We start from the raw sequence: 21,834 nt of genomic DNA, 5'->3' as shown, positions 1-21,834 counted from the left end.
ATTTTTGTTGTTATAAAATTCTGTTCCAAATGATAATATACTTCATCTATTATACCTAGCCCCCCCATACTGTTTTAAAGTGATCATCAATTGGAAAGCTAGTTTGTCGAATTTTTTCTCCTATTTCCGTATATGAGAATCGACTGTCCACCATGTGACTCAACAATTTCTTTTGTAATTGCCAAACCCAAACCACTCCACCACTTTGTCTTGAGCGTGATTTTTCAATACGATATAATCGGTCAAATATGTATGGCAAGTCTTGGTCAGGTATTCCTTCACCCTCATCGATAATTGTAATAATAATATTTTGAGGTTTGAACCGCATCAAGTAAAATGTTCGTTCCTTCTTCCGAATGATTTTTTACATTATCTAAAATATTTACGAGTACTTGTTGGAGCCGTTTGGACAATTAATTTTAAGCATAATCTTTTTTCATATAGTACTTGTTGTATTCGCTCACCTACAATATTGATAATATCGCATAATGCAATATACTTCCGTCTGATTAGAAAATTGTTTTGATCTATTTGGGCTAAATCCAATACATTAATAAATTCTTAATTAATACGGTTAGTCGTTCAGTCTCTTCATGAATATTATTTTTTGATGTTTCTTGACGATTAATGATATCTGCATATCCTTATTTATAAGCTAATGGAGTCCATAGCTCGTGTGATATACTTGATTGTGGTGAAACTATGCAGATACCGTAAAATTCAACTTAGTTCATAATAAAATCAAAAAACATTGTTTTGTATATAAGAAAAACTGATTTATTAGATTGTACCAATAGTGATAAAATATAAATTCCTATTTCTGATATCTTTATAGATATGGTTGTCTTAAGCAAGTGGTGTAGTTTATTTAGAAGAGTTGTGTTTCTTATGTTTTTTACCAAATGAGATCTTATGTTAAAAAATAAAAGAAATAAAAGAAAATGAATAGGGCTTGATATATAGCTGTATGTTAACTCTACTTAGGAGTGATAAGATGAGAGATATTTCGATATTAATTGCTGATGATGATGTAGAAATTGCCGATCTGATTGTTATCCATTTAGAAAAAGAAGGGTACCATGTTATTAAAGTATCGAATGGACAAGAGGCTGTCCGTGTTGTAGAGACTCAATCAATTGATTTAATGATTTTGGATATTATGATGCCGAAAATGGATGGATATGAAGTAACCTTACGCATTCGCGAACAGTATAATATGCCTATCGTATTTTTGAGCGCTAAAACATCTGATTTCGATAAAGTACAGGGACTTATAATTGGAGCAGATGATTATATGACTAAGCCGTTCACCCCAATAGAATTGGTTGCTCGTGTCAATGCTCAGCTCCGACGTTTTATAAAGCTAAATAAACCTAAAGTAGGTACAGATAATAAAAACCGTCTGGAATATGGTGGATTAGTAATTTCTCCTGATCAACATAAAGTTACTCTATATGGAGAAAGCATCGAACTAACACCGAAAGAGTTTGATATTTTGTATTTACTAGCGAGTCATCCAAAGAAAGTTTTTAGTGTGGAAAATATTTTTCAACAGGTGTGGGGTGAAGCATACTTTGAAGGTGGTAATACCGTTATGGTTCATATACGTACGCTTCGAAAAAAGCTTGAGGAAGATAAACGGAAAAATAAATGGATTAAGACAGTGTGGGGAGTAGGGTATACATTCAATGGTTAAAATGATGCACAGTTTTCGTTCAAAAATGGTGTTGTTATTTGGGTTAAGCATGTTTCTATCTGGTACTATTACTTATATAATCTTTAAAATACTTCAATATTATTATCATACTTGGGTTGATTATGACGATCCATTGACCAATTTTCGTTCATTTATGTACAAAGTTGGAGACATTAATTTTTTTTTACTAATATTTATTCCACTTTCAATCTTGTTTTTCTTTCTCCTGACGAAACGTTATTCTACCTATTTTAATGAGATTTCAAATGGAATTCACCACCTCGCTCTTGGTGATTTTAAACGTAAGGTACAAATTCAATCAAATGACGAGTTTAGTACTATTGCGCAAGGCATTAATTTGGCAAGCGAAAAATTGGAAGAAGCGATTCAACGGGGTGATTTTTCAGAAAGTAGTAAGGATCAATTGGTCGTAAATTTAGCTCATGATTTGCGGACTCCTCTTACATCTGTTTTAGGATATTTGGATTTGATACTTAAGGATGAGAGCTTAACTAAAGAACAAGTCAAACATTTTTTAACAATTGCTTTTACTAAATCTCAACGTTTAGAAAGACTAATTGATGAATTATTTGAGATAACTAGAATGAACTACGGCATGATGCCAGTTGACAAAAAAAGAATAAATTTAACTGACCTACTTAATCAATTAAAGGAAGAATTGTATCCTGTATTCGAAAAGAACCATTTGATAGCACGGATGAATAGTACGTCCCATTTACCTATTTTTGGTGATGGGGATTTGATAGCACGTGTGTTTGAAAACCTTATGACTAATGCAATTCGTTATGGATATGAAGGTCAGTTTGTCGATATTAACGGTTTTATTGATGCAGATGAAGTAGTAGTTCAAGTTGTGAATTATGGAGATATCATTCCTTCGGATGAACTCCCGCACCTCTTTGATATGTTCTATACCGAAGACAAAGCAAGAACGCATCAAGAGGATAGCACTGGTCTTGGCTTGTTTATTGCGAAGAATATTGTCGAGCAACATAAAGGATCGATTACTGCCGAAAGTAGCTTAATACAGACAATTTTTGAAGTTCGTTTACCAATGGAAACTGAACTAATAACGAAGATAGATTAACTCAAGTGCATAATTTAAGAAAAATTTAAAGTTTTCCCCACTCTTTTTTTAAACAGTTTTCCCTATTCTTTTAAGTATAGAAGAATAAGGAGGAATATGAATGAAGAAGTGGGGATTATTATTGATATTATTATTTTGCTTTAGTTTTTTTGCATTTAATAATAAAGCATTGTTTTTTGATAATGTAGTGATTCAAAAATATGATCAAAATCACAAAAAAAATTTAGAGACTTCTGGACGTTTCCAAAAAAAAGAGGTTGCAAAAGAACAGATTTACCAAGGAAATCTGCTCTTAATTAACAGTAAATATCCTATTCGTAAAGAAAGTGTGAGATCAGATATTGTAAATTTATATAAACATAATGATTTGATAGATGGATACGGTTTGCTTGATACGGAAATTTATCTGTCAAAAAGTATAGCACAAAAATTTTCAGAGATGATCGAGAATGCTAAAAAGGAAGGGATTAGTCATTTTTTAATTAGTAGTGGCTTTAGAGACTTTGATGAGCAAAGTGTGCTTTACGAAGAAATGGGAGCTGATTATGCATTGCCAGCAGGTTATAGCGAACATAATTCAGGTTTATCACTCGATGTGGGATCTAGCTTAATGACTATGGATCGAGCACCTGAAGGAAAGTGGCTAAAAGAAAATGCTTGGAAATACGGCTTTATTTTACGCTATCCAAAGGATAAAACAGATGTTACTGGAATTCAATATGAACCATGGCATATCCGTTATGTTGGTTTGCCTCACAGTGCAATTATGAGAGAAAAGAATTTTGCTTTAGAAGAATATGTAGATTACCTAAGAGACGAAAAAAACATTTCCGCTAGTGTAAATGAAGAAAATTATGAAATATTTTATTATACTGTTTCTAAAAATACTACCATTCAGGTGCCGACCAATCTTCGTTACGAGATATCAGGCAATAATATGAACGGTGTGATTGTGACAGTATTTCTTGATCAGCCAGCCGACACTCATGAAGGAGACGATGTGGAATGAAACTAACGCAATTAATGGTATTATAGTACAGGCACTATTTGCCTTTTACGTGTATGCTTTATTCAAAAGTATTCGGTTCAAGTTTGAACCGATAGTATTCAGAGCCTGTTTATCTACAATATAATCAATTAGGTTGGTAATATAGTAATATTCTTCCCATTTGGGGTTTTCATGCTATTACCTTAAGATTGAATTAGAAAACAGGCTAGAAACTAGATTATGTGAAATTATAAATTATTTATCATTTTGAAATTGGTTACCTTCTAATTCAGATAAAGGTATCAAGTCAAGCTATTCTTCTAATTATTGGAGAGAGAATCCAAAGATAACTAACGCAATCTAAGATAGAGTTCTACATCACGCAATTGTAGTAAATATACTAGGTGATTCCCACAAATAAAAAGACTATATTCAAACAGAGTTAAAGAACCGTGAGTAAATTAAGTTGAATTGTATATTCTTATCATGATATTTATACTTTTGCTCACTTGGGAAAAACACCCTTGCTCCACTACCACAATAATAAACAGACAACTGTCCAGTGTAATCCTGTTATTTTTATGTAAGTCAAACCAAAAATTAAGAGGAGTGATCATCATCCTTATTAATCTTATTACTATAAATATTTTCTGCCTCCGGAACTATTCCTTTGTCCTACAATCCGCCATATTGCGGAAATGGCTACTAAATAGTAATTGTCGATATGTGTAGGAACTCTTTTACTTGTTAATTCAGTAAGGCCTTTCCACAAAGAAAAATTTAAGATATATCATTCTCTGTGTTAATCTGAATAGACTGTAGTATATTATCTTCTCCTCCGTGCGTTCCCTCTGCCAAATTTAATCCAATCACACCAGCGATAATCATAAAAATGGATAGAACTTTTACAATTGAGACCGATTCCTTAAATAATAAAATACCAATGGTTGCAATAAAAGCTGTACCTAATCCTGACCATATTGCATAAGCCACACTTACATCAATCTTTTTTAGCGATAAGGTCAACAAAGTGAGGCTTAAGCCATAGAAAACAAAAATCATGATTGAGGGTAAAAGCTTAGAAAATCCTTGTGACAATTTCATGAAAGTTGTACCAACTACTTCAGCAAGTATAGCAATAATTAAATATATCCAACTCATTTTTTTCATCCCCATTATTTTTTTAAAACTACTCCTGTTCGTTATACTGTTCTCCGCCACTTTATAGAAAAATGTTTGAGGCTGGTCGGAACATGATCTAGCATAACAGGCGAAGCTATGATTCTGCGAATGGTACAAGGGTACCGGCGAATCAATACGTTGTTGTCTACAAGTTAAATATTCTAAGAACAAAAGGATTTAGAAAATGCCTATATTAGTTATTTTTATTGGGCATTCTGTTCCTAGATTTAACACAACTTAGACAATTTTTCTGCTAGCCTGTACACAACGTTGACAATGATCATATTGATGTTTTTCACATTCTTTTCCACAGGCTTTCGCAAATAGTTGCACACACTGCTGCTAATTCAGCAATAAATGGAGTATTCCTTGTAATGGCTTGTTCTAAAAAACACAGATATCTGCACATTCTCTATTCAATCAAATATATTCAGACATTATTTGCATCCTTCTATAATAAACATTGGTTACATGCTGTCATACATTTACGTGAAATTTGAAACAGTTCTCGATGTTGTTCATGTGCTATATTAAAATTCTCCTTATTAAACTGTTATTTCCATATATATTTTCCCAGCATTTTTTTATATAAACAAAAAATGAGAAACTAGATAGAAAATGCATAAAGTTTGAATAATGAACAATTCAACTAAAATAAATGTTGTAAATAGGGGATCAAGGTTGCTTCGCTGTTTTCCATTTTATTAATAGTTGGAGCAGTTTTTTAATAATCTATCGACGTAGAATAGAATGAGTAAATAATAGGATTAAGAGTGTTTTTTAAAGAATATATTTAACTCGTCCTTTACGAAATTTCTTATAATAAAGTAGTTTTGTATGCATTTTCTTATTAAGGATAACTAATCTAAGCGAATTCATACTGTATTGAATTATAATATGAAAGATTTATCGAAAGTGATGGTATTTACTCCACATGTTTATAATTACTGAGTAAAACATGTCATTAATTAGAGAATAGGACCTAATTGTTCAAATACAACAAAGAACAATCCAAAAATAATTACTGTGATCAAAAGACTACTATAAAAATTCATCTCATTATTTATTTCTTGATTAATAATTTTAATCAGAATGGATACTGTACCAAGGAATATAAAGAACATAGTTTTAACGATTGCATCATGATATTCTGGTGTGATCATTTCTCCAAGCATAGCTCCCATCATTCCGCCCATAAGCCCTGAGAGTAACCCATCCAATGTTGCGATAAGACTAATGGATAATCCCGTTAAAAATCCTACAAACATTCCTGCCAACATCCCAAACATAGTTGCAATAAAAAAGTTATCTGAAATCAATATGCCTAATATAACCCCTACAGTAATACCAACACCCATACCTAAAGTCATAGCAATCATCATCCCAGCCATATGGGTAATTTTCATTCTGTAGTATACTGTTTTGCTAATGATGAAAATTGATAGAATTATGATGCTGAGGAATATCAAATATATTAAAGTCTCCAAAATTTATCTTCCTTTCTGCCTGTCCATTATTTAACTATATGTATGAACAAACGAAGGATATGTTTAATCTGCTCCTTTGTAAGCGTGAATATTATTACAACAATATTACCTATTTATTACATTTGGATAAACTGCATAATTTCTGCAAAAATAATAGTTAATGTAAGTATGGAATTTATGATACTAATAGACTGCACATATTAAGGTAAATAACTCTTTTGAAATAGATGAAAACATGAGAAATTCTATTTTATAATTTATAATCGTCATCAATCCGATATTTTCTAACCACACATTTGGACATACCAATACATCTCAATTGTTACAGATTCGAAAACAGGAAAAGTACTTAATGCAATAGCCCCGTTTACTAAAATGTACCTAGCAAGTTTAAACAAAATGTAATAGCTATCTACGCGATAGTATAGAAGAAATGGGTAGTAAAAAGGCAAGTAATACGGAAGGAGTAGCGATTTAATTAGAAGTATGAGAAGGACTTACTTTAAAGAAGCTTATTGAAGAATTGTTAATAACTCCTAGTAATGACTAAGAAGTTGCAATTGCTGAACACCTGCTAGAAGTAACAACCAGTTCATACGGACATAAATAATTATTTAATAAACATGATAGAAGACATTATTAATCAAAATGATAAAGTTGTTGGTTCAATTTCTTTAGATAGAATTAAAGCCTTAGTTAGTAATACGAATCCCTAGACAATGTACACAAAGAAATAAATAAACAAATAAAAAGAATTTGCTATTTAAAATTTTAAAAGCATCTATATTTGTCTTTCTATTTAATTTTTTAGATTTTAAAATTTTATCGTCAAACAAAAAATATATTAATTAAGAAGGGGAAGGTTGATGATACCAATTAGAAAAACGGTTAGAATTTCCAATCGTATGTCATTTAGAATTCCTTTACCATGGAGAGAAGAATTAAATTTGACACAAGGAAGATTCGTAAAAATACGCATCCAAAATAATTCTATTTTAATAAATGTATTTAATCAATATACTACTGAAATTACAAGTACAATCGGAGAGGGAGGTCAGATTTACATCCCTACTGAAGTGCGTAATTATTTTATTTTACAAGAAATAGAACGATTTAAGGTATTTATTGATAAGACAAACAAATATATAATTTTAAAACCATTTGAATAAATGAATTTTCCAATTAAATCATAATTGTAGTGTTAAATCTCAAGATGGCTTAGATTTTTTCGGATAATGCTCCATAAAAGTACATTAAAAAAGGTATAAATTTTCTCTTTTTTGAGAGGAATTATACCTTTTTTGTGTTTAATTGGAACTTCTTTGGCTTTACGTTAATTGCATAGTGGTAATACACGTTCCATCTTTTTTAAATGTAGAAATTTCTGATTCTACCTGTTTTCCGTCGTGAGAAATCTTTACATTATATGTCTTATCTCGTGGAAGCCATAAGTCAATAAATCCATTTGATTCTGAATTCATCGTTTCATCAAGTATAACATTACCATCCATGTCTTCAATATAAAGATCAAAATCCTGATTAACCAATTCTCCTTGACATCCGGTTAAACTATGATTTTCGCAGGGGTGAGTTTCATTAATGAAAGGTGCGATAGAAACAAAAAATTCCTCTTCAGGCAAATCAAAGGTTACCTTCTTATCATCGCTGTCAGAAATAATAAGTTGGGTTGATGTGATTGAAGCTGATTGATCTGTTATTTCTCCAACACTGTAATCATGTACTAATTCCTTAATATTTTTCGCTTCATTATTTTTAGCACCTAATTTTTCATTGGCACTTTTGTCGTTACAAGCAGCTAATAAAACTAACAACAATATGACGATTAAAATGAATTTCTTCCCCATTAAACTCAACTCCATCTTTTGTTTATTATCATATAACATTATACTATTTCTCTTGCATTAAAATATGTTTTTCCTAAAAAGACATAATATATTCATTTTTAAAAGTAGATTACTGCATGAAATTCCTATTCGGGACTAATTATGTTAGGCGTATTCTTAAGATGTATCGGCTAACATTTGATAAAAGGAATTGATGATATTTAATATCTTCTAATGATATGGAATTAACATATGCCCTGTATCAGTTAAGAGTGTGAGGCTATAGGTAATGAATCCTTCTATAGCCTTGATAATTATAAAGATAGCTTTAATATTATCTAACTATATTTAAAATGGAGTTTTGCTGTTTACATTGATTCATGAAGATTAATACTAATATCGAGGAGTTAAAGTAGTTCCTAATACAAATAAAAGTAAATTATCTGGTAAAAACATCATTTATTAAAATTATTCTAAATAATCCAACTAGCAACTTTTTTACCGTTCATTCACACCCGCTTGTTTTATAGATGAATAACATTAATTAAGGATTAACTTCATGCCTTCATGACTAGAGATAAAGCCCAATTTATCATAAAAGCGGTGAGCATCTATACGATCTTTATCAGTAGTCAATTGTACTAGACCGCAGCCCTCGGATTTTGATAATGTAATTGCTTCTCGAAATAAAGCTTCACCAATCTTTTTCCCTCTGTAATTTTTATCAACACGCACCCCTTCAATTTGTGCCCGTTTCATTCCAAGCCTAGCTAACCCGGGTATAAATGTTAATTGCATACACCCTATTACATTTTCACCATCAATAGCTAACAAAATTTGATTACCATCTTGATTTTCAATTGCTGTGAAAGCATTATAATAAGCTTCTGGTAAAGGGTCTTCATATTTCTCCCGTTTGGAACCTAGTTCATCATCCGCTAATAAGCGCACAATCTCCTTTACATCACTTTTTCTTGCCATTCTAAACTCCATTTAAATTTACCTCCTTTATTAACACTCTCATATCTGATTATAAAGAAAAGGATTGATTTTGAATAATAGAGTTTAGTATTCAACACTGATTAAGGAAAGTTATTACTGCATAGATAATAGTTGGGATATTTGACTGCCTTGTGATGAATGATTAACAGACTTAGTTGACAAATAACAGACCAAATTACAAGCATTTGGTCTGTTATTAAGTTAACGACACAATATTAAAAAGGGAAGAGGTAATAAGAGGTCAATTATTTTTGTGTTTTAAGACGATGAAATGATTTTGTTTGAGCATATGATTCAAACCCAATAGACTTGTAAAACGCATGTGTTTTAGGGGAGGTACAAACAACAATGGCTGTGTTTGCCCCCTTATCATACAAAGCATTGAGAGCAAGCTTACAAACGGAACTGCCTAACCTCATCCCCCTATATCCCGGTGCCGTTCCTACAGGTTCAAGTAATCCGACTTTGTTAACTTCATCAAACCAAATTAAACAGAATGCTACTAACTCACCAGATGAGGACTCTATTATCCAATCAAGAGAAGAATCGTAAGGATAGGCATTCATAACATTCCAGTAGCTTTCTTCCGTGACTCTTGAATGTGGGAATGCAGCCCTCTGTACTGCCACTCTATTTGTTACATCTTCATCTCCCTTGAGATGGCGTGCTTTAAATCCATCTGGCAAATTAACAGGAAAAGGACAACTATCCAATGAAATTTTTGAAAGGACTTCAGGAGTTTCTTCTATAAAGAATCCTCTAAGGCTGAAATAAGATGAGACTCGGTTTCAAGAACGGTGACCTTTTGTTCATTGGTTTCAATTATTTTATCAAACCAATCAACGATATCATTAGATAATTCAGAATAATTAGGGTCTACTTGAAACATTAAACTACCAGGTAGTTTTATCCATCCCCAGGCTACTGGTTTATTTTCCACTTCCCAAATTGTAGTCATCCATTCATCCTCACGCCCAGCGTGTCGATAACGTTGCCAAGCCAAATCGCCAATATGGTAATTAGATTCCAGTGACCATATAGCTTGTGTAAGTTTCTGCATGCGTTTTAAATCACTTGAATCTTTATAAGTTCGAATTACAGATTTACTCATTTATCTAATCTCCTCGATTCTTTTCGGTATTTGAAATTAGCTTTTTGATAATCTTTTTATGGCTTCCTTTTAAAAATTATATTTAATCCTATTAAAACTTAACGCATATGATCCAAAAAGATTTCTTCCCGATTGTGATTTAAACGGCCTTAATGTCACTCCATCTTTCTTTGTGTCATACGTAAAGTTCATTCTCTCAACCTTAATAGTTATTTTAAAATATACTATAAATAAATAATTTGACAAGGAAGCTAAAGCATATTTTAAAAATAAACCTATATTGAAGAGAAGGGCATTAAAATTACAGTTAACTAAATAACGCTCACACGAACGTTAATATTATATGGAAACATTTCCCTGTCTGTCGTGAAATAACCTTGGAGGGGAAATTATGTTTAAGAAAAAATGTAATTTTTGCAAAAAGAAAACAACTAAAAAATCAAGAAGAAACAATTTAGATGATCAAGGTAAACAAGTAATTGTTTGTTTACAATGTGCCGAATATGCAGAAAGACGCGCTTATCGTAAGGCTTGATAATGTTTTTATGCTTTCAGTATTTATTCCTTGAATTCAGACTGGGATTCTTTATATGTCTCACATAGTTAGACTTGCAGGTGGGTTGACTGTTATGGTCGATCCACAAGGAAAGCTTTTGATTGATGAAGAAGATAATAAATAATAGATGACAGTACTTTATTTTCCAACAATCACAAATGTGGGGGTTTTTTAGTCTAAATATGAATAAAGACCTTGAAATAAAAAGGAGGATTATTCTTTTAGCATAGTGGTATTATGATAGTAAAATAACTAGGTAGTGTGTTTTGTGAATATGGTCACATGGATTGCAATAGCTATTGCGATAGGACTTGTAGGCGAAAATAAAAAGTCAGATAAGAAATAATTTATTAAAGTAAGCATTAAAGCATCTCATTTGAGGTGCTTTATCTTTTTCATGTTGAAGGAATATCTTTTTTCTTCCCGCATCTTACGCATGAGCTGCTAAAGTAGCTATATTTATGTTTTTTGAGGATTATACAAATTATTCTTTTCATTTCGATTGCTCCTTCTTAGGTGTTACTTAAAGGATAACAAATGAGAATTAACAGCCGATTACAACCAAATTAAAAAGTATTATTTTTTTAGTTCTTATGAAATATAATTTTAATTTTCGTGGTTAATATTTCCTTTGTTATATGATTGGGACGAGGAGGGGAGCGTAAAAAACATAAATATTGATAATAGTTACTTAAATCACGAATTTGAATCATTCCAATTATAAAGATGGTTTGTTTAATTTTGTCGAAGATGTAGAAATTCTAGCCAAATATATAATCGGCAACATTAATGAAGAAGATATTAAAATAGTGAAGCAAAAATATTGGAAGAACAAAAAACGAAAATGTCTGTAATTGTTCCGTTTGTGTGTACAACGGTAATATGCTCCGCTATGGGAGCACTCAAGAAGAATCTGCTGGATCGTTTTCTTTTTTCTCTTCCGTTCCTTTTTGTTCTTTATCTTGCTTCTCTTTCTCTGCTTCTTGATCCTTTTCGTCGTCATTCGGCTCTTTTTTCTTTTCCTCGTCTTTGTTTTGATCGTTCTCCTCTTTATTTTCCTCTTCGTTGTCTTGATCTTTTCCATCGCCTTCTTTATCATCCGGTTCTTCTTCCACTATTTCATCCTCTTCATTTTTTTCTAGATCTTCTTCAGGTTCTTCCTGATCTTCTTCTTCAATCTCCCTTGGCTGCTCGGGTTGTGGTTCAGGTCTTTTTTGTTGTTCCATTCCCCGCACATATAATTCAGTTCCGTTAGAGACAACGGAATCGGGTTGTTCAAAATCAAGAGTATTTTCATCACTTAATTCGGTCATTATTTCTTTAAATAAAATTTTCGGGATATGTTGCGTGCCATCCGATTGAATATACTGGATTTCATCACTGTTTTTTGCTTTTAAAGAAGGATAACCCGACCAAACGGCTAAGGAATATTCCGTTGTATAGCCGACAAACCATGAGTCTAGTAAACCGCTGTTTATACCGTATTGTTCCCGGATTTCTTTCGGGATATTTGTTGATCCCGTTTTTCCCGCAATGGGAATGCCGGGAATGTTTGCATCAGCCCCAGTTCCACTCGTAATGACTGTTTTTAACATATCTGTAATCATGTATGCGGTGTAATCTTGCATCGCTTGATGTGGCTTTTGTTCCGGCTCCCATTCCTTTCCATTAGGGAAAACAATTTTTCTCACAGTAGAAGGTTCATTGTACATGCCACCATTACCAAATGCGGCATAAGCAGAAGCTAAATCCAGTGGTGAGGCACCGTCAAAACCACCGAGCGCAGCGGCTTCATAAATCGGATCAATCTCTATCCCCAGACCCTCGGCAAATATTTGGGCTTGCTCACTGCCTACCTCTTGAAAAGCCTTTAATGCCGGAATATTACGCGACCACTCCAAAGCACGTCGGATCGTCATACTTCCCCAATATTTGTTATCCCAATTATTGATCGGTGTGCCATCGCTGTATTGATACGGCTCATCTGTGATGGGTTGAGCTGTTGACCATTTCAGATGCTCAATCGCCGGTCCATAATCTAAAATGGGCTTAATCGTAGATCCCGGTTGACTTTTAACAAAGGCACCGTAATTTATATCCTGAATGGAAGTGAAATTTCGCCCACCCCCGATAGCTTTCATGACACCTGTTTGCGTATCTACTAAAGAAATTCCTGTTTCAAAATGTTCATCTGGATAAGGAATATCATCCGAATGCAGCAAATCATCAATCATTTGCTGTGCATCTTTATCAAGATGCGTATAAATTTCCAAACCTCCTTGATAAAAGTCTTGCTCGGAAACTACCTCTTCTTTTTTTACTAATTCATGATAAACAGCATCTAAGTAAGCATTAAACGGATCCTTATCTTTTTTCTCGGGTTCCTGTAAAATATCTTCGAGTTCCGTCCCGCTTGCTTCTTTTGCTTCTGCTTCAGAAATGACTTCATTTTTAACCATGGCATCCAACACTTGATTCATGCGCTTTTTTGCTTGAACAGGATTGTTAAAAGGATTCCCCGCACTCGGAGCATTAGGCAGACCGGCAAGTAAAGCTATTTGCGCCAAGTTCAATTCCGACAAATCTTCTTCATTGAAATAGTGCACAGAAGCCATTTGAATTCCATAAGCCCCGTGGCCAAAATAAACGTTATTTAAATACATTTCTAAAATTTCATCTTTGGAATAATTTTGCTCCAACCTTAAGGCTAGCCATGCCTCTTGGATTTTTCGTTTCAGCGTTTTATCTGGAGTGAGAATCGTTCGTTTAATCAGCTGCTGTGAAAGAGTCGAACCACCCTCCACCCCCCAACCGTGCTTCAAATTGGCTGTTGCCGCGCCAGCAATTCTGAAAACATCTATTCCATGATGATTATGAAACCGTTTATCTTCGATAGATATAAAGGCATCTTGCAGTTGTTCCGGAATATCATCAATCGAAACTTTTATACGATTTTCCTCTCGAAATAAGGTGCTGACCAGTTCGTCATCCTGATCATAAACTCTTGTTGACAGGGGGCTTTCTAAATCACTAGCACTAAATGTTGGCGCATCTTTAATCACACTAATAACAAAAAAAGCAGAAATGATCACAAGAAATAAGACGATGATACTTAAGGCCAATAGGAATTTTGTAAGTAAGCTTCTTTTTGGTTTATGACTTTTTTTCATTTGTTTTCTACTTATTCTAGATATCTTTTCTCTAGACATAAATATTTCACCTACTTCCAAAAAACTATTTAAAAGGTGTGTAAATAACATAGTTATAGTATATTACTCACTTTTAAATAAATGAATGATGTTCATCATCGTGTAGCAATAATCTTTAATTTGAGTAAGTTTTTCATGAAATACTTTAATGTCTTGGAATTCAAAGGCTTGAAATGTGATCTTTCCATACATAGTTTTTGGAGCTACATTCAAATAAGTTCTTGTATCTTGATTCGACACAATCTATGAAAAGTCCTGTTAACTGATTTTTTGGGGAGTCAATTGATAGACGAGTTTTTATTGAGCATATTGAAATAAAAATTGAGTATATAATAAAGGTGGAGATTTTATAGCTCCGTAAAGTGGTTATTTTTTATGAAAATATATATGTTAAAGAACATCTTTAACCATAGTAAAGGTGGTTAAAAAACACTTGAAAACAGCACAAATGTCGGCATTTTAATAAAAAAAGAAAATAGAGCAATTCCTAGTTTTGTAAGGAATCGCTCTATTTCAATGTTTGTAAGCTATGATTCCGATTGGGCTCGAACCAACGACCTCTACCCTGTCAAGGTAGCGCTCTCCCAGCTGAGCTACGGAATCGTATGTAATTTCAACAATTATTACTATACCTTAACTGTCCAGGCTTGTCAATTTATTTATCTACTGTCTGAAAGAAGGGGAGAAGCAGGAGTTTCGGTATTGACTGGACGATCCTGCTTCTTCTCTATCAAACTATTATTCTCGCACTTGTCCTGAACCTTCAATTACAAATTTACTTGATGTGAGGGCCTGTAATCCCATTGGTCCTCTTGCATGTAATTTCTGTGTACTAATTCCGATTTCTGCGCCATATCCAAATTCAAATCCATCTGTAAAACGAGTGGATGCATTATGATATACAGCGGCGGAATCCACTGTTTGTAAGAAAAGATTTTTATTTTGTACATCCTCAGTAATAATCGTATCTGAATGATGGGTTCCGTATTTATTAATATGTTCAATTGCTTCTTCACAGCTGCTGACAAGTTTTACACTAACTGTTAGCTCTAAATATTCTGTTGCCCAATCTGTTGCTTCAGCAAGCATTGTAGCAGGGAACTGTTCATGAACTTTTTTATCTGCAATAATTTGAACATTAGCTTCCTGTAATTTTTGAAGTAACGAAACTCCGTATTGATCAAACCATTTTTCATGGATCAGAATTGATTCGATTGCATTACAGACAGAAGGGCGTTGAGTCTTTGCGTTTAAAACAATTTGTTCGGCCATTTCCTGTTGTGCGGATTCGTCGATAAATGCGTGACAGTTTCCAGCACCTGTTTCAATAACTGGTACAGTTGATTCTCTGATGACCGTATCAATCAGATTTTTCCCTCCACGAGGGATGAGTACATCCAAATAGTCATTTAACTGGAACAGTTCCTTTGCAGTTTCTCTTGATGTATCTTCAATTAGTTGGACAGCGTCAATTGGTAATGCGCTTTTTTCTAATGCACGGTGAATGGATTGTACGAGTGCTTTATTCGAGTGAATGGCTGATGAACTGCCTCGCAAAATCACAGCATTACTTGTTTTTAATGATAACGTTGCTGCATCAATTGTTACATTAGGTCGAGCTTCATAGATCATGCCGATAACACCGATTGGAACGCGAATTTTTTCTACACTTAATCCATTGTCCAATGTACTGTTTTCTAAAACTTCGCCAATTGGATCATTCAGATCAACTAGTAATTTGATGCCATGTGCCATTGTTGCAATTCGTTCTTCATTTAACATGATTCGGTCGATGACACTTTTATCAAGTCCATTTTCTTCTCCGCTTCGAAGATCTTTTTTATTTGCGGCAATGATTTCCGCTTGGTCTGAAACAATTTGTTCAGCAATTAAGAGCAGTCCTTCGTTTTTTTGTTCTGTTGTTGCCTGAACAAGCTTATAACTTGCTGCTTTAGCAGCTTTTCCTCTTGTAATTACTTCACTCATTTTAATTTTCCTCCTAATAAAAAGTTATTTTACTTCTACCCAATGATCTCGATGAATGACTTCAATCGATGGTTTCACTTGTTTTTGCTCTAATCTTTTTTTCATTTCCTCTTTTACTTCACTCGACGAATAATTTACTTCGCCTTTACCTAGCAATCCTCTTTTACCGTATACTTCAACAACATCGCCTTTATCGAAAGTTCCTTCTACTTCAATAATGCCTGCGGGTAATAAACTTCGTCCTTTATATAAAATGGCTTCCTCAGCACCTTGGTCAACATAAATTTTCCCAAATGATTCTGAATGAAAGGCAATCCACTGTCGGCTCGTGTTGATTGCTTCTTTTGATTTATTGGTAATATAGGTTCCATCACCAGTTCCTTGCAGGATTTGTAACAGGCTGTCTTTATCTTCACCTTTTCCAATAAACACAGATACTCCAAGAGAAAGGGCGGTTTTTGCTGCTTCAATTTTCGATTTCATTCCACCTGTACCAACTTTTGAGCCCTCACTGCTCGCCGCTTCTAAAATATCATCGGTAATTTCTTCTAAGAAATTATACTTTTTGGCATGGGGGTTTTTCATCGGATTAGCGGTATAAAGTCCATTAATATCTGTCAAAATAATAAGCTGATCCGCATGAATGAATCCGCTGACGAGCGCAGATAACATATCATTATCCCCGAAAGTTAATTCATCAATAGAAACAGTATCGTTTTCGTTAATGATTGGGATGATTCCTCTGTCCAACAATTCCATAATCGTCGAAAAAGCATTGCGGTAACGCTCGCGATTTGAAAAATCACTACGAGTCAGCAATATTTGCGCAGGCACTAGCTGATGTTCTTGAAATTTTTTAATATAAGATTGGATTAATAAACTTTGTCCGACTGCAGCAGCGGCTTGACGGCCTTTAATCGTAATTGGCCGAAAGGGGTAGCCAAGCTGTTTAAAACCAGCCGCTACAGCTCCAGATGATACTAAAACAACGGTATGGTTTGCGTTTTTTAATGCTGCAATTGCTGCTACATAGCCAGTCAGTTTTTCATCATCAATTTCACCTTTATCATTTGTTAATGAACTGCTCCCAATTTTAATGACAATCGTTTGTTTTCTCATTTCTTTCTTCTCCTACTCCCTGAATCAATAGAAAAAGCCCTCTCGTCCATACAAATAAGGACGGAAGGGCTTTGTTCCGCGGTACCACCTAAAATTGAATATCAGCTGACATTCCTCTCTTCTCTCCGTAACGTGAAGAAGACGCCAGGTTTTAAGACTGGACTAAGAGGCAGGTTCTACAGGGGCCGATGATGAAATCTTTCAGCTAATAAATTTCACTCTCTGACAACGGGCAGACTGTATACTATCCCTCTATAATCGTTCATCTATTGTTACTTACAATAGTATGAATAATCATAATAAAAGTCAAATAATTATGCGGCAGAAGCCAAATAAAAAGACACCCACTTTATTAAAGAAGAGTGTCTATTAAACCTTTAGCTATTTTTCTGTTGAAATTCTTTCATGAACTCGCTTAATGCTAAACAAGCCTCTTGTGGAACTGCATTATACGTTGATGCGCGACAACCGCCGACAGAACGATGTCCATTTAATCCGACAAAACCTTTATCTACAGCTTCAGCTAGGAATTTCTTTTCTAATTCTTCATTTTGAACACGGAATGTAATGTTCATAAGGGAACGACTATTTTTTTCTGCATGACCGGTATAAAAACCATCACTATTGTCAATTGCATCATAAATATATGACGCTTTCTCTTCATTCAGTTTCGCAATTGCAGAAAGACCGCCTTGCAATTCAATCCATTTGAGCACTTCGCCTAACATATAAATACCAAATGTCGGAGGAGTGTTGTAAAGAGAATTTTTGTCTACGTAAGTTTGATAAGAAAGCATAGATGGTATATTTTTATTAGCTTTTTCTAGCAAATCTTTTCGAATAATTGCAACTGTTACTCCAGATGGACCAAGGTTTTTCTGAGCACCAGCGTAAATCATAGCAAATTTATTAACATCAATAGGCTTTGACATAATATCGCTTGACATGTCTACGATTAATGGAACTTCAGCTGTATCAGGGAATGATTGCCATTGTGTTCCATAAATTGTATTGTTTGAAGTTAAATGGATATATGCGTCATTATCATTAAAGGTATTTGCTGAAATTTCGGGAATAGAACGGTATTGATCTTCTTTTGAACTTGCTACATGATACGCTTCCCCGAAAAATTTCGTTTCAGTGAAGGCTTTTTCAGACCAAGAACCAGTCATAATATAACCAGCTTTTTGTTCTTCCGTTAAAAAATTCATCGGAATCATTGAAAACTGTAAACTTGCGCCGCCCTGTAAAAAGACAACCTCATACTCATCTGAAATATTGTAAAGCTTTTTTAAGCGGGAAATAGCTCCATTATGTACGTCTTCATACGTTTTGCTTCGATGGCTTAATTCCATTACTGACATTCCAGTACCTTGGAAGTTTGTAAGTTCTTGCTGAGCTTTTTCTAATACAGCCGTTGGAAGTGCTGATGGCCCAGCATTAAAGTTGTATACATTTTGATTGCGGTTTGTCACTTTTTTTCACTTCCTATTTTTTAGTACTTACAATTATACTTGGTTTTATTCAATTTGTTAATTAAGAACAATGGCGATAGTTTTAAACAAAATTGATTTTAAGCTATTAATGGAGAAGAAGCAGCTAATATTTTTGTGTAATATTATCAAAATAATATTTGAAATAAAAAAAGTGGAGAATGTATTGTTTATTTTTCTCCACTTGTCCATTTTTAAGGAGTATTAAGCCTATGATTCAAGGTAGCTTAAAATAAGAATGAACCCTTTATTTTGCTGCTACTTTTGTTCTATTTAGAGCATGTTTAACAGCTCCAACATACTCATTAATCGCTCGTTGACTAATACTTGCTGTTGGGACAATTCCTTCAAATCCGTGATAGGCGCCCGGATAAAGATGAAATTCAACATCTACACCAGCACGGCTTAAACGAGTGACATAATCAAGTGTTTCATCACGAAATGGATCTAATTGTCCTATACATGTATATGTATATGGGAGATTAGATAAGTCTGTTGCACGTGCCGGAGCAGCATACTGTGAAACTTCGTCAGTTCCATTCTTACCATTCAAATACATAGTCCATCCTTTTTCATTTAAATCGTAATTCCATATCATATTCCCTGTTATTTCAAGATTAGATGGAGTGTTATTTCGATCATCTATCATTGGATACAATGGCATTTGGAAACATAATTCGGGACCTTTCTTATCTCTCGTGAATAAAGCTAGTGCAGCCGTTAATCCTCCACCTGCACTTTGACCAGCAACTCCAATTCTTGATCGATCAACGTCTAATTCATCTGCTTGATCTGAAAACCATTTAAGTGCTGCGTAGCAATCTTCTAGTGCTGCGGGATATGGATGTTCAGGTGCCAAACGGTAATCGACAGAAACAACAACGCAATTTGCTTCCAACACAAACTGTTGACCGAGAGCATCTCCTTCATCGGCTGTTCCAAGAACATACCCACCTCCATGAATCCATAATAGACCAGGGAGCGTTTCAGTTCTCTCTTTAGGTTCATAGATTTTTACTCTTACGGAAGGGTTATTTTCTAGTCCCGGAATCATTTTTTCCGAAATAACAACCGATTCATCTATGGTTATTTCATTCATTTGTGCTGCTGCAGCCATTCCTTGTCTAGTCGCTTCGATGTTATCTATATCAAGAGGTGGGAATAATTCGAGTGTTTCTCGCAATTCTGGATCAATTCTATTTTTCATTTTACATCCTCCTTGAATTTTAATATACAAATCTTCATTGCTATAAAATTAACATTTTCTATTTCTAGATTTGTCCATAAGATCTCCTCGTATAGGCAGTTAACTTTATTAATATCATCTTATTTCTTCTTTTCATAAATATTCTCAATTTACCTGTTTTATAGAGGAAAGTGTAAACCCTTTGTATCCTGATGAGGCGACTTCATTACACTTTTGTGTGTAAACATCAAATCCTCCTAGATAGATAAGAAAACTTCGTGGTTTACCTACGATATTCGCGCCAGTGTACCAAGAATCAGTTTTGACATAAAGAGTGTGGTTGGCAACTTCTTGACAATGCTTGCTCCATTCTTCCTCTGCCTCCACAGATGCTTCTATTGTTTCAATCCCGTTGTCACGGAGGTGCTTTAAACAATCTGTAATCCATTCGACATGTTGTTCGATAGCAGGTGGCATGTTGGTTAGTACCGATGGGCTTTCCGGTCCCGTAATCATGAAAAAGTTTGGAAAACCTGCAGTTGCAAGGCCGAGATGGGTTCTTACACTTGCTCCACCTTCCCATTTTTCTTTTAATGACACACCATTTTTTCCGAGGATATCGATTTTAAATAAAGAGCCTGTCATGCCATCATATCCAGTTGCAAAAACGATTATATCTAGATCATGCTCAGATTGAGTTGTCCGAATACCATTTGCTGTGATTTCTACTATAGGAGCTTTTTTGACATCTACTAAAGAAACGTTTTCTCTATTATAAGTTTCATAATAATCGGTATCCAAAATTGGGCGTTTCGTCCCGTAATAATAGTTTGGTAATAATTTTTCTGCAACATCTGGATTTTTTACAACCTCTTTTATTTTTGATCGAATAAAGTCGGCTGCTGTGCTATTAGATTGCTCATTGATAAGAAAGTCATTATAAGCGCTTGTAAAGGCGAAACCTCCTTCTCCCCAAGCTTGTTCAAAAACCTTCTGTCGTACTTCTGGTGAATCGGATAGTGCAGATTTATTACTAAAGTGAAAGCCGTTTCCTGATGGAGTATTACGCAATATGTTTCTAATTTCAGTGAAGTTTTCTTTTGTTTCTTTAATAAATTCTGGGGCATACGGGTAGTTTCGAGCTGGTACTGTATACTGAGGTGTTCGTTGAAAAACAGTAAGATGTTCTGCATCCTTAGCAATCACTGGAATTGATTGTATCCCACTTGATCCAGTACCGATGACACCAACACGTTTTCCTTTGAAATTTACTTTTTCTTGTGGCCAGTGACCAGTATGATACCAATCACCCTCAAAGGTATTTAGGCCTTTAAAATCTGGCAGATTGGCGGATGAAATACATCCTACTCCTGAGATAAAATATTTAGCAAGCACCATAGTGCCATCATCCATATGAATATTCCATTTATTTGTTGTTTCGTCATACTGTGCAGATGTAACCTTAGTGTTAAACTGAATATCCTTACGTAAATCAAATTTATCTGCAACATAGTTTAAATACGCTAGAATTTCAGGCTGGGCAGGGAATTTAGAAGTCCAAGTCCATTCTTCAAAGAGCTCTTTGGAAAAAGTATAATTATAGTAAATACTTTCTACATCACAACGTGCACCTGGATAGCGGTTCCAATACCAAACACCACCAACCCCATCACCTGTTTCATAGACACGTGTAGAGAAACCAGCTTCTCTTAATCGATGTAGCATATATAGTCCAGAAAATCCTGCCCCTATCAAAATTGCATCGAAATCTTCTTCTTGGGTTGTTGTCATATTGTTCTCACTCCTATCATTCTAGTAAATGCAAAATTATATTCCTGCGTAACTAAAAACGTATTCCTCCTTTTCC

19 protein-coding genes and 1 tRNA gene are annotated in these 21,834 nt (G+C 34.2%); 6 read left to right on the top strand and 14 right to left on the bottom strand.

Annotated features, from left to right (window positions below):
• Positions 1-55: 55 nt before the first annotated feature.
• A complete protein-coding gene (locus SPD48_RS08350) occupies positions 56-328 on the bottom strand; it encodes an ATP-binding protein (RefSeq protein WP_336257723.1) in 273 nt (90 codons plus the stop codon).
• A 666-nt stretch (positions 329-994) separates the two neighbouring features.
• On the opposite strand from SPD48_RS08350, the gene vanR reads away from it, so the two are divergent.
• The 3 genes from vanR to vanY all read left to right on the top strand — a co-directional run bounded on the left by vanR (position 995) and on the right by vanY (position 3,813).
• Complete coding sequence (vanR, locus tag SPD48_RS08345; protein WP_336257633.1) at positions 995-1,696, top strand: vancomycin resistance response regulator transcription factor, VanR-F/VanR-M family; 702 nt, start codon at positions 995-997, stop codon at positions 1,694-1,696.
• The gene (locus SPD48_RS08340; protein WP_336257632.1) at positions 1,689-2,804 is read left to right on the top strand and encodes a sensor histidine kinase; all 1,116 of its coding nucleotides are present in this window, start codon (positions 1,689-1,691) and stop codon (positions 2,802-2,804) included. The genes vanR and SPD48_RS08340 overlap by 8 nt, the downstream gene beginning before the upstream one ends.
• Positions 2,805-2,904: 100 nt before the next feature.
• Entirely contained in the window at positions 2,905-3,813 is a 909-nt protein-coding gene (vanY, locus tag SPD48_RS08335) for a VanY-A/VanY-F/VanY-M family D-Ala-D-Ala carboxypeptidase (protein WP_336257631.1), read from the top strand.
• A 759-nt stretch (positions 3,814-4,572) separates the two neighbouring features.
• On the opposite strand, the gene SPD48_RS08330 is transcribed toward vanY, so the two are convergent.
• Together SPD48_RS08330 and SPD48_RS08325 are read right to left on the bottom strand one after the other, a co-directional pair.
• Positions 4,573-4,953 carry a DMT family transporter gene (locus SPD48_RS08330; RefSeq protein ID WP_336257630.1) on the bottom strand — a complete coding sequence of 127 codons (381 nt, stop codon included), beginning with the start codon at positions 4,951-4,953 and terminating at the stop codon, positions 4,573-4,575.
• 989 nt (positions 4,954-5,942) lie between these two features.
• Entirely contained in the window at positions 5,943-6,380 is a 438-nt protein-coding gene (locus SPD48_RS08325) for a hypothetical protein (RefSeq protein ID WP_336257629.1), read from the bottom strand.
• A gap of 947 nt (positions 6,381-7,327) precedes the next feature.
• On the opposite strand from SPD48_RS08325, the gene SPD48_RS08320 reads away from it, so the two are divergent.
• Positions 7,328-7,630 (top strand): AbrB/MazE/SpoVT family DNA-binding domain-containing protein, encoded by a 303-nt coding sequence (locus tag SPD48_RS08320; protein ID WP_336257628.1) that lies wholly within the window; start codon positions 7,328-7,330, stop codon positions 7,628-7,630.
• A 159-nt stretch (positions 7,631-7,789) separates the two neighbouring features.
• On the opposite strand, the gene SPD48_RS08315 is transcribed toward SPD48_RS08320, so the two are convergent.
• The 4 genes from SPD48_RS08315 to SPD48_RS08300 form a co-directional block, all read right to left on the bottom strand.
• Positions 7,790-8,326 (bottom strand): CueP family metal-binding protein, encoded by a 537-nt coding sequence (locus tag SPD48_RS08315; RefSeq protein WP_336257627.1) that lies wholly within the window; start codon positions 8,324-8,326, stop codon positions 7,790-7,792.
• 519 nt (positions 8,327-8,845) lie between these two features.
• Entirely contained in the window at positions 8,846-9,298 is a 453-nt protein-coding gene (locus SPD48_RS08310; protein ID WP_336257626.1) for a GNAT family N-acetyltransferase, read from the bottom strand.
• A gap of 254 nt (positions 9,299-9,552) precedes the next feature.
• Positions 9,553-9,936: a GNAT family N-acetyltransferase gene (locus SPD48_RS08305; RefSeq protein WP_336257625.1), complete on the bottom strand. Its 384-nt coding sequence runs from the start codon at positions 9,934-9,936 to the stop codon at positions 9,553-9,555.
• Positions 9,937-10,052: 116 nt separating this feature from the next.
• Positions 10,053-10,418: a hypothetical protein gene (locus tag SPD48_RS08300; RefSeq protein WP_336257624.1), complete on the bottom strand. Its 366-nt coding sequence runs from the start codon at positions 10,416-10,418 to the stop codon at positions 10,053-10,055.
• 391 nt (positions 10,419-10,809) lie between these two features.
• On the opposite strand from SPD48_RS08300, the gene SPD48_RS08295 reads away from it, so the two are divergent.
• Together SPD48_RS08295 and SPD48_RS08290 are read left to right on the top strand one after the other, a co-directional pair.
• The gene (locus tag SPD48_RS08295) at positions 10,810-10,953 is read left to right on the top strand and encodes a hypothetical protein (RefSeq protein ID WP_336257623.1); all 144 of its coding nucleotides are present in this window, start codon (positions 10,810-10,812) and stop codon (positions 10,951-10,953) included.
• A 34-nt stretch (positions 10,954-10,987) separates the two neighbouring features.
• Complete coding sequence (locus SPD48_RS08290) at positions 10,988-11,098, top strand: DUF6440 family protein (RefSeq protein ID WP_336257722.1); 111 nt, start codon at positions 10,988-10,990, stop codon at positions 11,096-11,098.
• 778 nt (positions 11,099-11,876) lie between these two features.
• On the opposite strand, the gene SPD48_RS08285 is transcribed toward SPD48_RS08290, so the two are convergent.
• The 7 genes from SPD48_RS08285 to SPD48_RS08255 all read right to left on the bottom strand — a co-directional run bounded on the left by SPD48_RS08285 (position 11,877) and on the right by SPD48_RS08255 (position 21,758).
• On the bottom strand, positions 11,877-14,183 hold the full coding sequence (locus tag SPD48_RS08285; protein WP_336257622.1) for a transglycosylase domain-containing protein: 2,307 nt from the start codon (positions 14,181-14,183) through the stop codon (positions 11,877-11,879).
• Between the two features lie 530 nt (positions 14,184-14,713).
• Positions 14,714-14,786 (bottom strand) — tRNA-Val (locus SPD48_RS08280).
• Between the two features lie 135 nt (positions 14,787-14,921).
• Entirely contained in the window at positions 14,922-16,169 is a 1,248-nt protein-coding gene (locus tag SPD48_RS08275) for a glutamate-5-semialdehyde dehydrogenase (protein ID WP_336257621.1), read from the bottom strand.
• Between the two features lie 24 nt (positions 16,170-16,193).
• Positions 16,194-17,288: a glutamate 5-kinase gene (gene proB, locus SPD48_RS08270; protein ID WP_336257620.1), complete on the bottom strand. Its 1,095-nt coding sequence runs from the start codon at positions 17,286-17,288 to the stop codon at positions 16,194-16,196.
• 377 nt (positions 17,289-17,665) lie between these two features.
• Positions 17,666-18,763, bottom strand: a complete 1,098-nt coding sequence (gene serC / locus SPD48_RS08265) for a 3-phosphoserine/phosphohydroxythreonine transaminase (RefSeq protein WP_336257619.1) — start codon at positions 18,761-18,763, stop codon at positions 17,666-17,668.
• A 265-nt stretch (positions 18,764-19,028) separates the two neighbouring features.
• Positions 19,029-19,988, bottom strand: a complete 960-nt coding sequence (locus tag SPD48_RS08260; RefSeq protein ID WP_336257618.1) for an alpha/beta hydrolase — start codon at positions 19,986-19,988, stop codon at positions 19,029-19,031.
• Between the two features lie 144 nt (positions 19,989-20,132).
• The gene (locus SPD48_RS08255) at positions 20,133-21,758 is read right to left on the bottom strand and encodes a flavin-containing monooxygenase (RefSeq protein WP_336257617.1); all 1,626 of its coding nucleotides are present in this window, start codon (positions 21,756-21,758) and stop codon (positions 20,133-20,135) included.
• Positions 21,759-21,834: the final 76 nt, after the last annotated feature.

The organism is Pseudogracilibacillus sp. SE30717A (assembly GCF_037071985.1).
Taxonomy (GTDB): Bacteria; Bacillota; Bacilli; order Bacillales; family Amphibacillaceae; genus Pseudogracilibacillus.
The sequence above is the reverse complement of the archived record's forward strand: the minus strand, read 5'-3'. Positions and strand labels throughout refer to the sequence as shown.

Coding starts and splice junctions, on each gene's coding strand:
- SPD48_RS08260 (WP_336257618.1), bottom strand. CDS start 19,988: ATGAAAAATAGAATTGATCCAGAATTGCGAGAAACACTCGAATTATTC.
- SPD48_RS08255 (WP_336257617.1), bottom strand. CDS start 21,758: ATGACAACAACCCAAGAAGAAGATTTCGATGCAATTTTGATAGGGGCA.
- SPD48_RS08330 (WP_336257630.1), bottom strand. CDS start 4,953: ATGAGTTGGATATATTTAATTATTGCTATACTTGCTGAAGTAGTTGGT.
- SPD48_RS08315 (WP_336257627.1), bottom strand. CDS start 8,326: ATGGGGAAGAAATTCATTTTAATCGTCATATTGTTGTTAGTTTTATTA.
- SPD48_RS08325 (WP_336257629.1), bottom strand. CDS start 6,380: ATGAAAATTACCCATATGGCTGGGATGATGATTGCTATGACTTTAGGT.
- SPD48_RS08310 (WP_336257626.1), bottom strand. CDS start 9,298: ATGGAGTTTAGAATGGCAAGAAAAAGTGATGTAAAGGAGATTGTGCGC.
- vanR (WP_336257633.1), top strand. CDS start 995: ATGAGAGATATTTCGATATTAATTGCTGATGATGATGTAGAAATTGCC.
- SPD48_RS08295 (WP_336257623.1), top strand. CDS start 10,810: ATGTTTAAGAAAAAATGTAATTTTTGCAAAAAGAAAACAACTAAAAAA.
- SPD48_RS08275 (WP_336257621.1), bottom strand. CDS start 16,169: ATGAGTGAAGTAATTACAAGAGGAAAAGCTGCTAAAGCAGCAAGTTAT.
- SPD48_RS08350 (WP_336257723.1), bottom strand. CDS start 328: ATGCGGTTCAAACCTCAAAATATTATTATTACAATTATCGATGAGGGT.
- SPD48_RS08300 (WP_336257624.1), bottom strand. CDS start 10,418: ATGAGTAAATCTGTAATTCGAACTTATAAAGATTCAAGTGATTTAAAA.
- SPD48_RS08285 (WP_336257622.1), bottom strand. CDS start 14,183: ATGTCTAGAGAAAAGATATCTAGAATAAGTAGAAAACAAATGAAAAAA.
- proB (WP_336257620.1), bottom strand. CDS start 17,288: ATGAGAAAACAAACGATTGTCATTAAAATTGGGAGCAGTTCATTAACA.
- vanY (WP_336257631.1), top strand. CDS start 2,905: ATGAAGAAGTGGGGATTATTATTGATATTATTATTTTGCTTTAGTTTT.
- SPD48_RS08320 (WP_336257628.1), top strand. CDS start 7,328: ATGATACCAATTAGAAAAACGGTTAGAATTTCCAATCGTATGTCATTT.
- SPD48_RS08340 (WP_336257632.1), top strand. CDS start 1,689: ATGGTTAAAATGATGCACAGTTTTCGTTCAAAAATGGTGTTGTTATTT.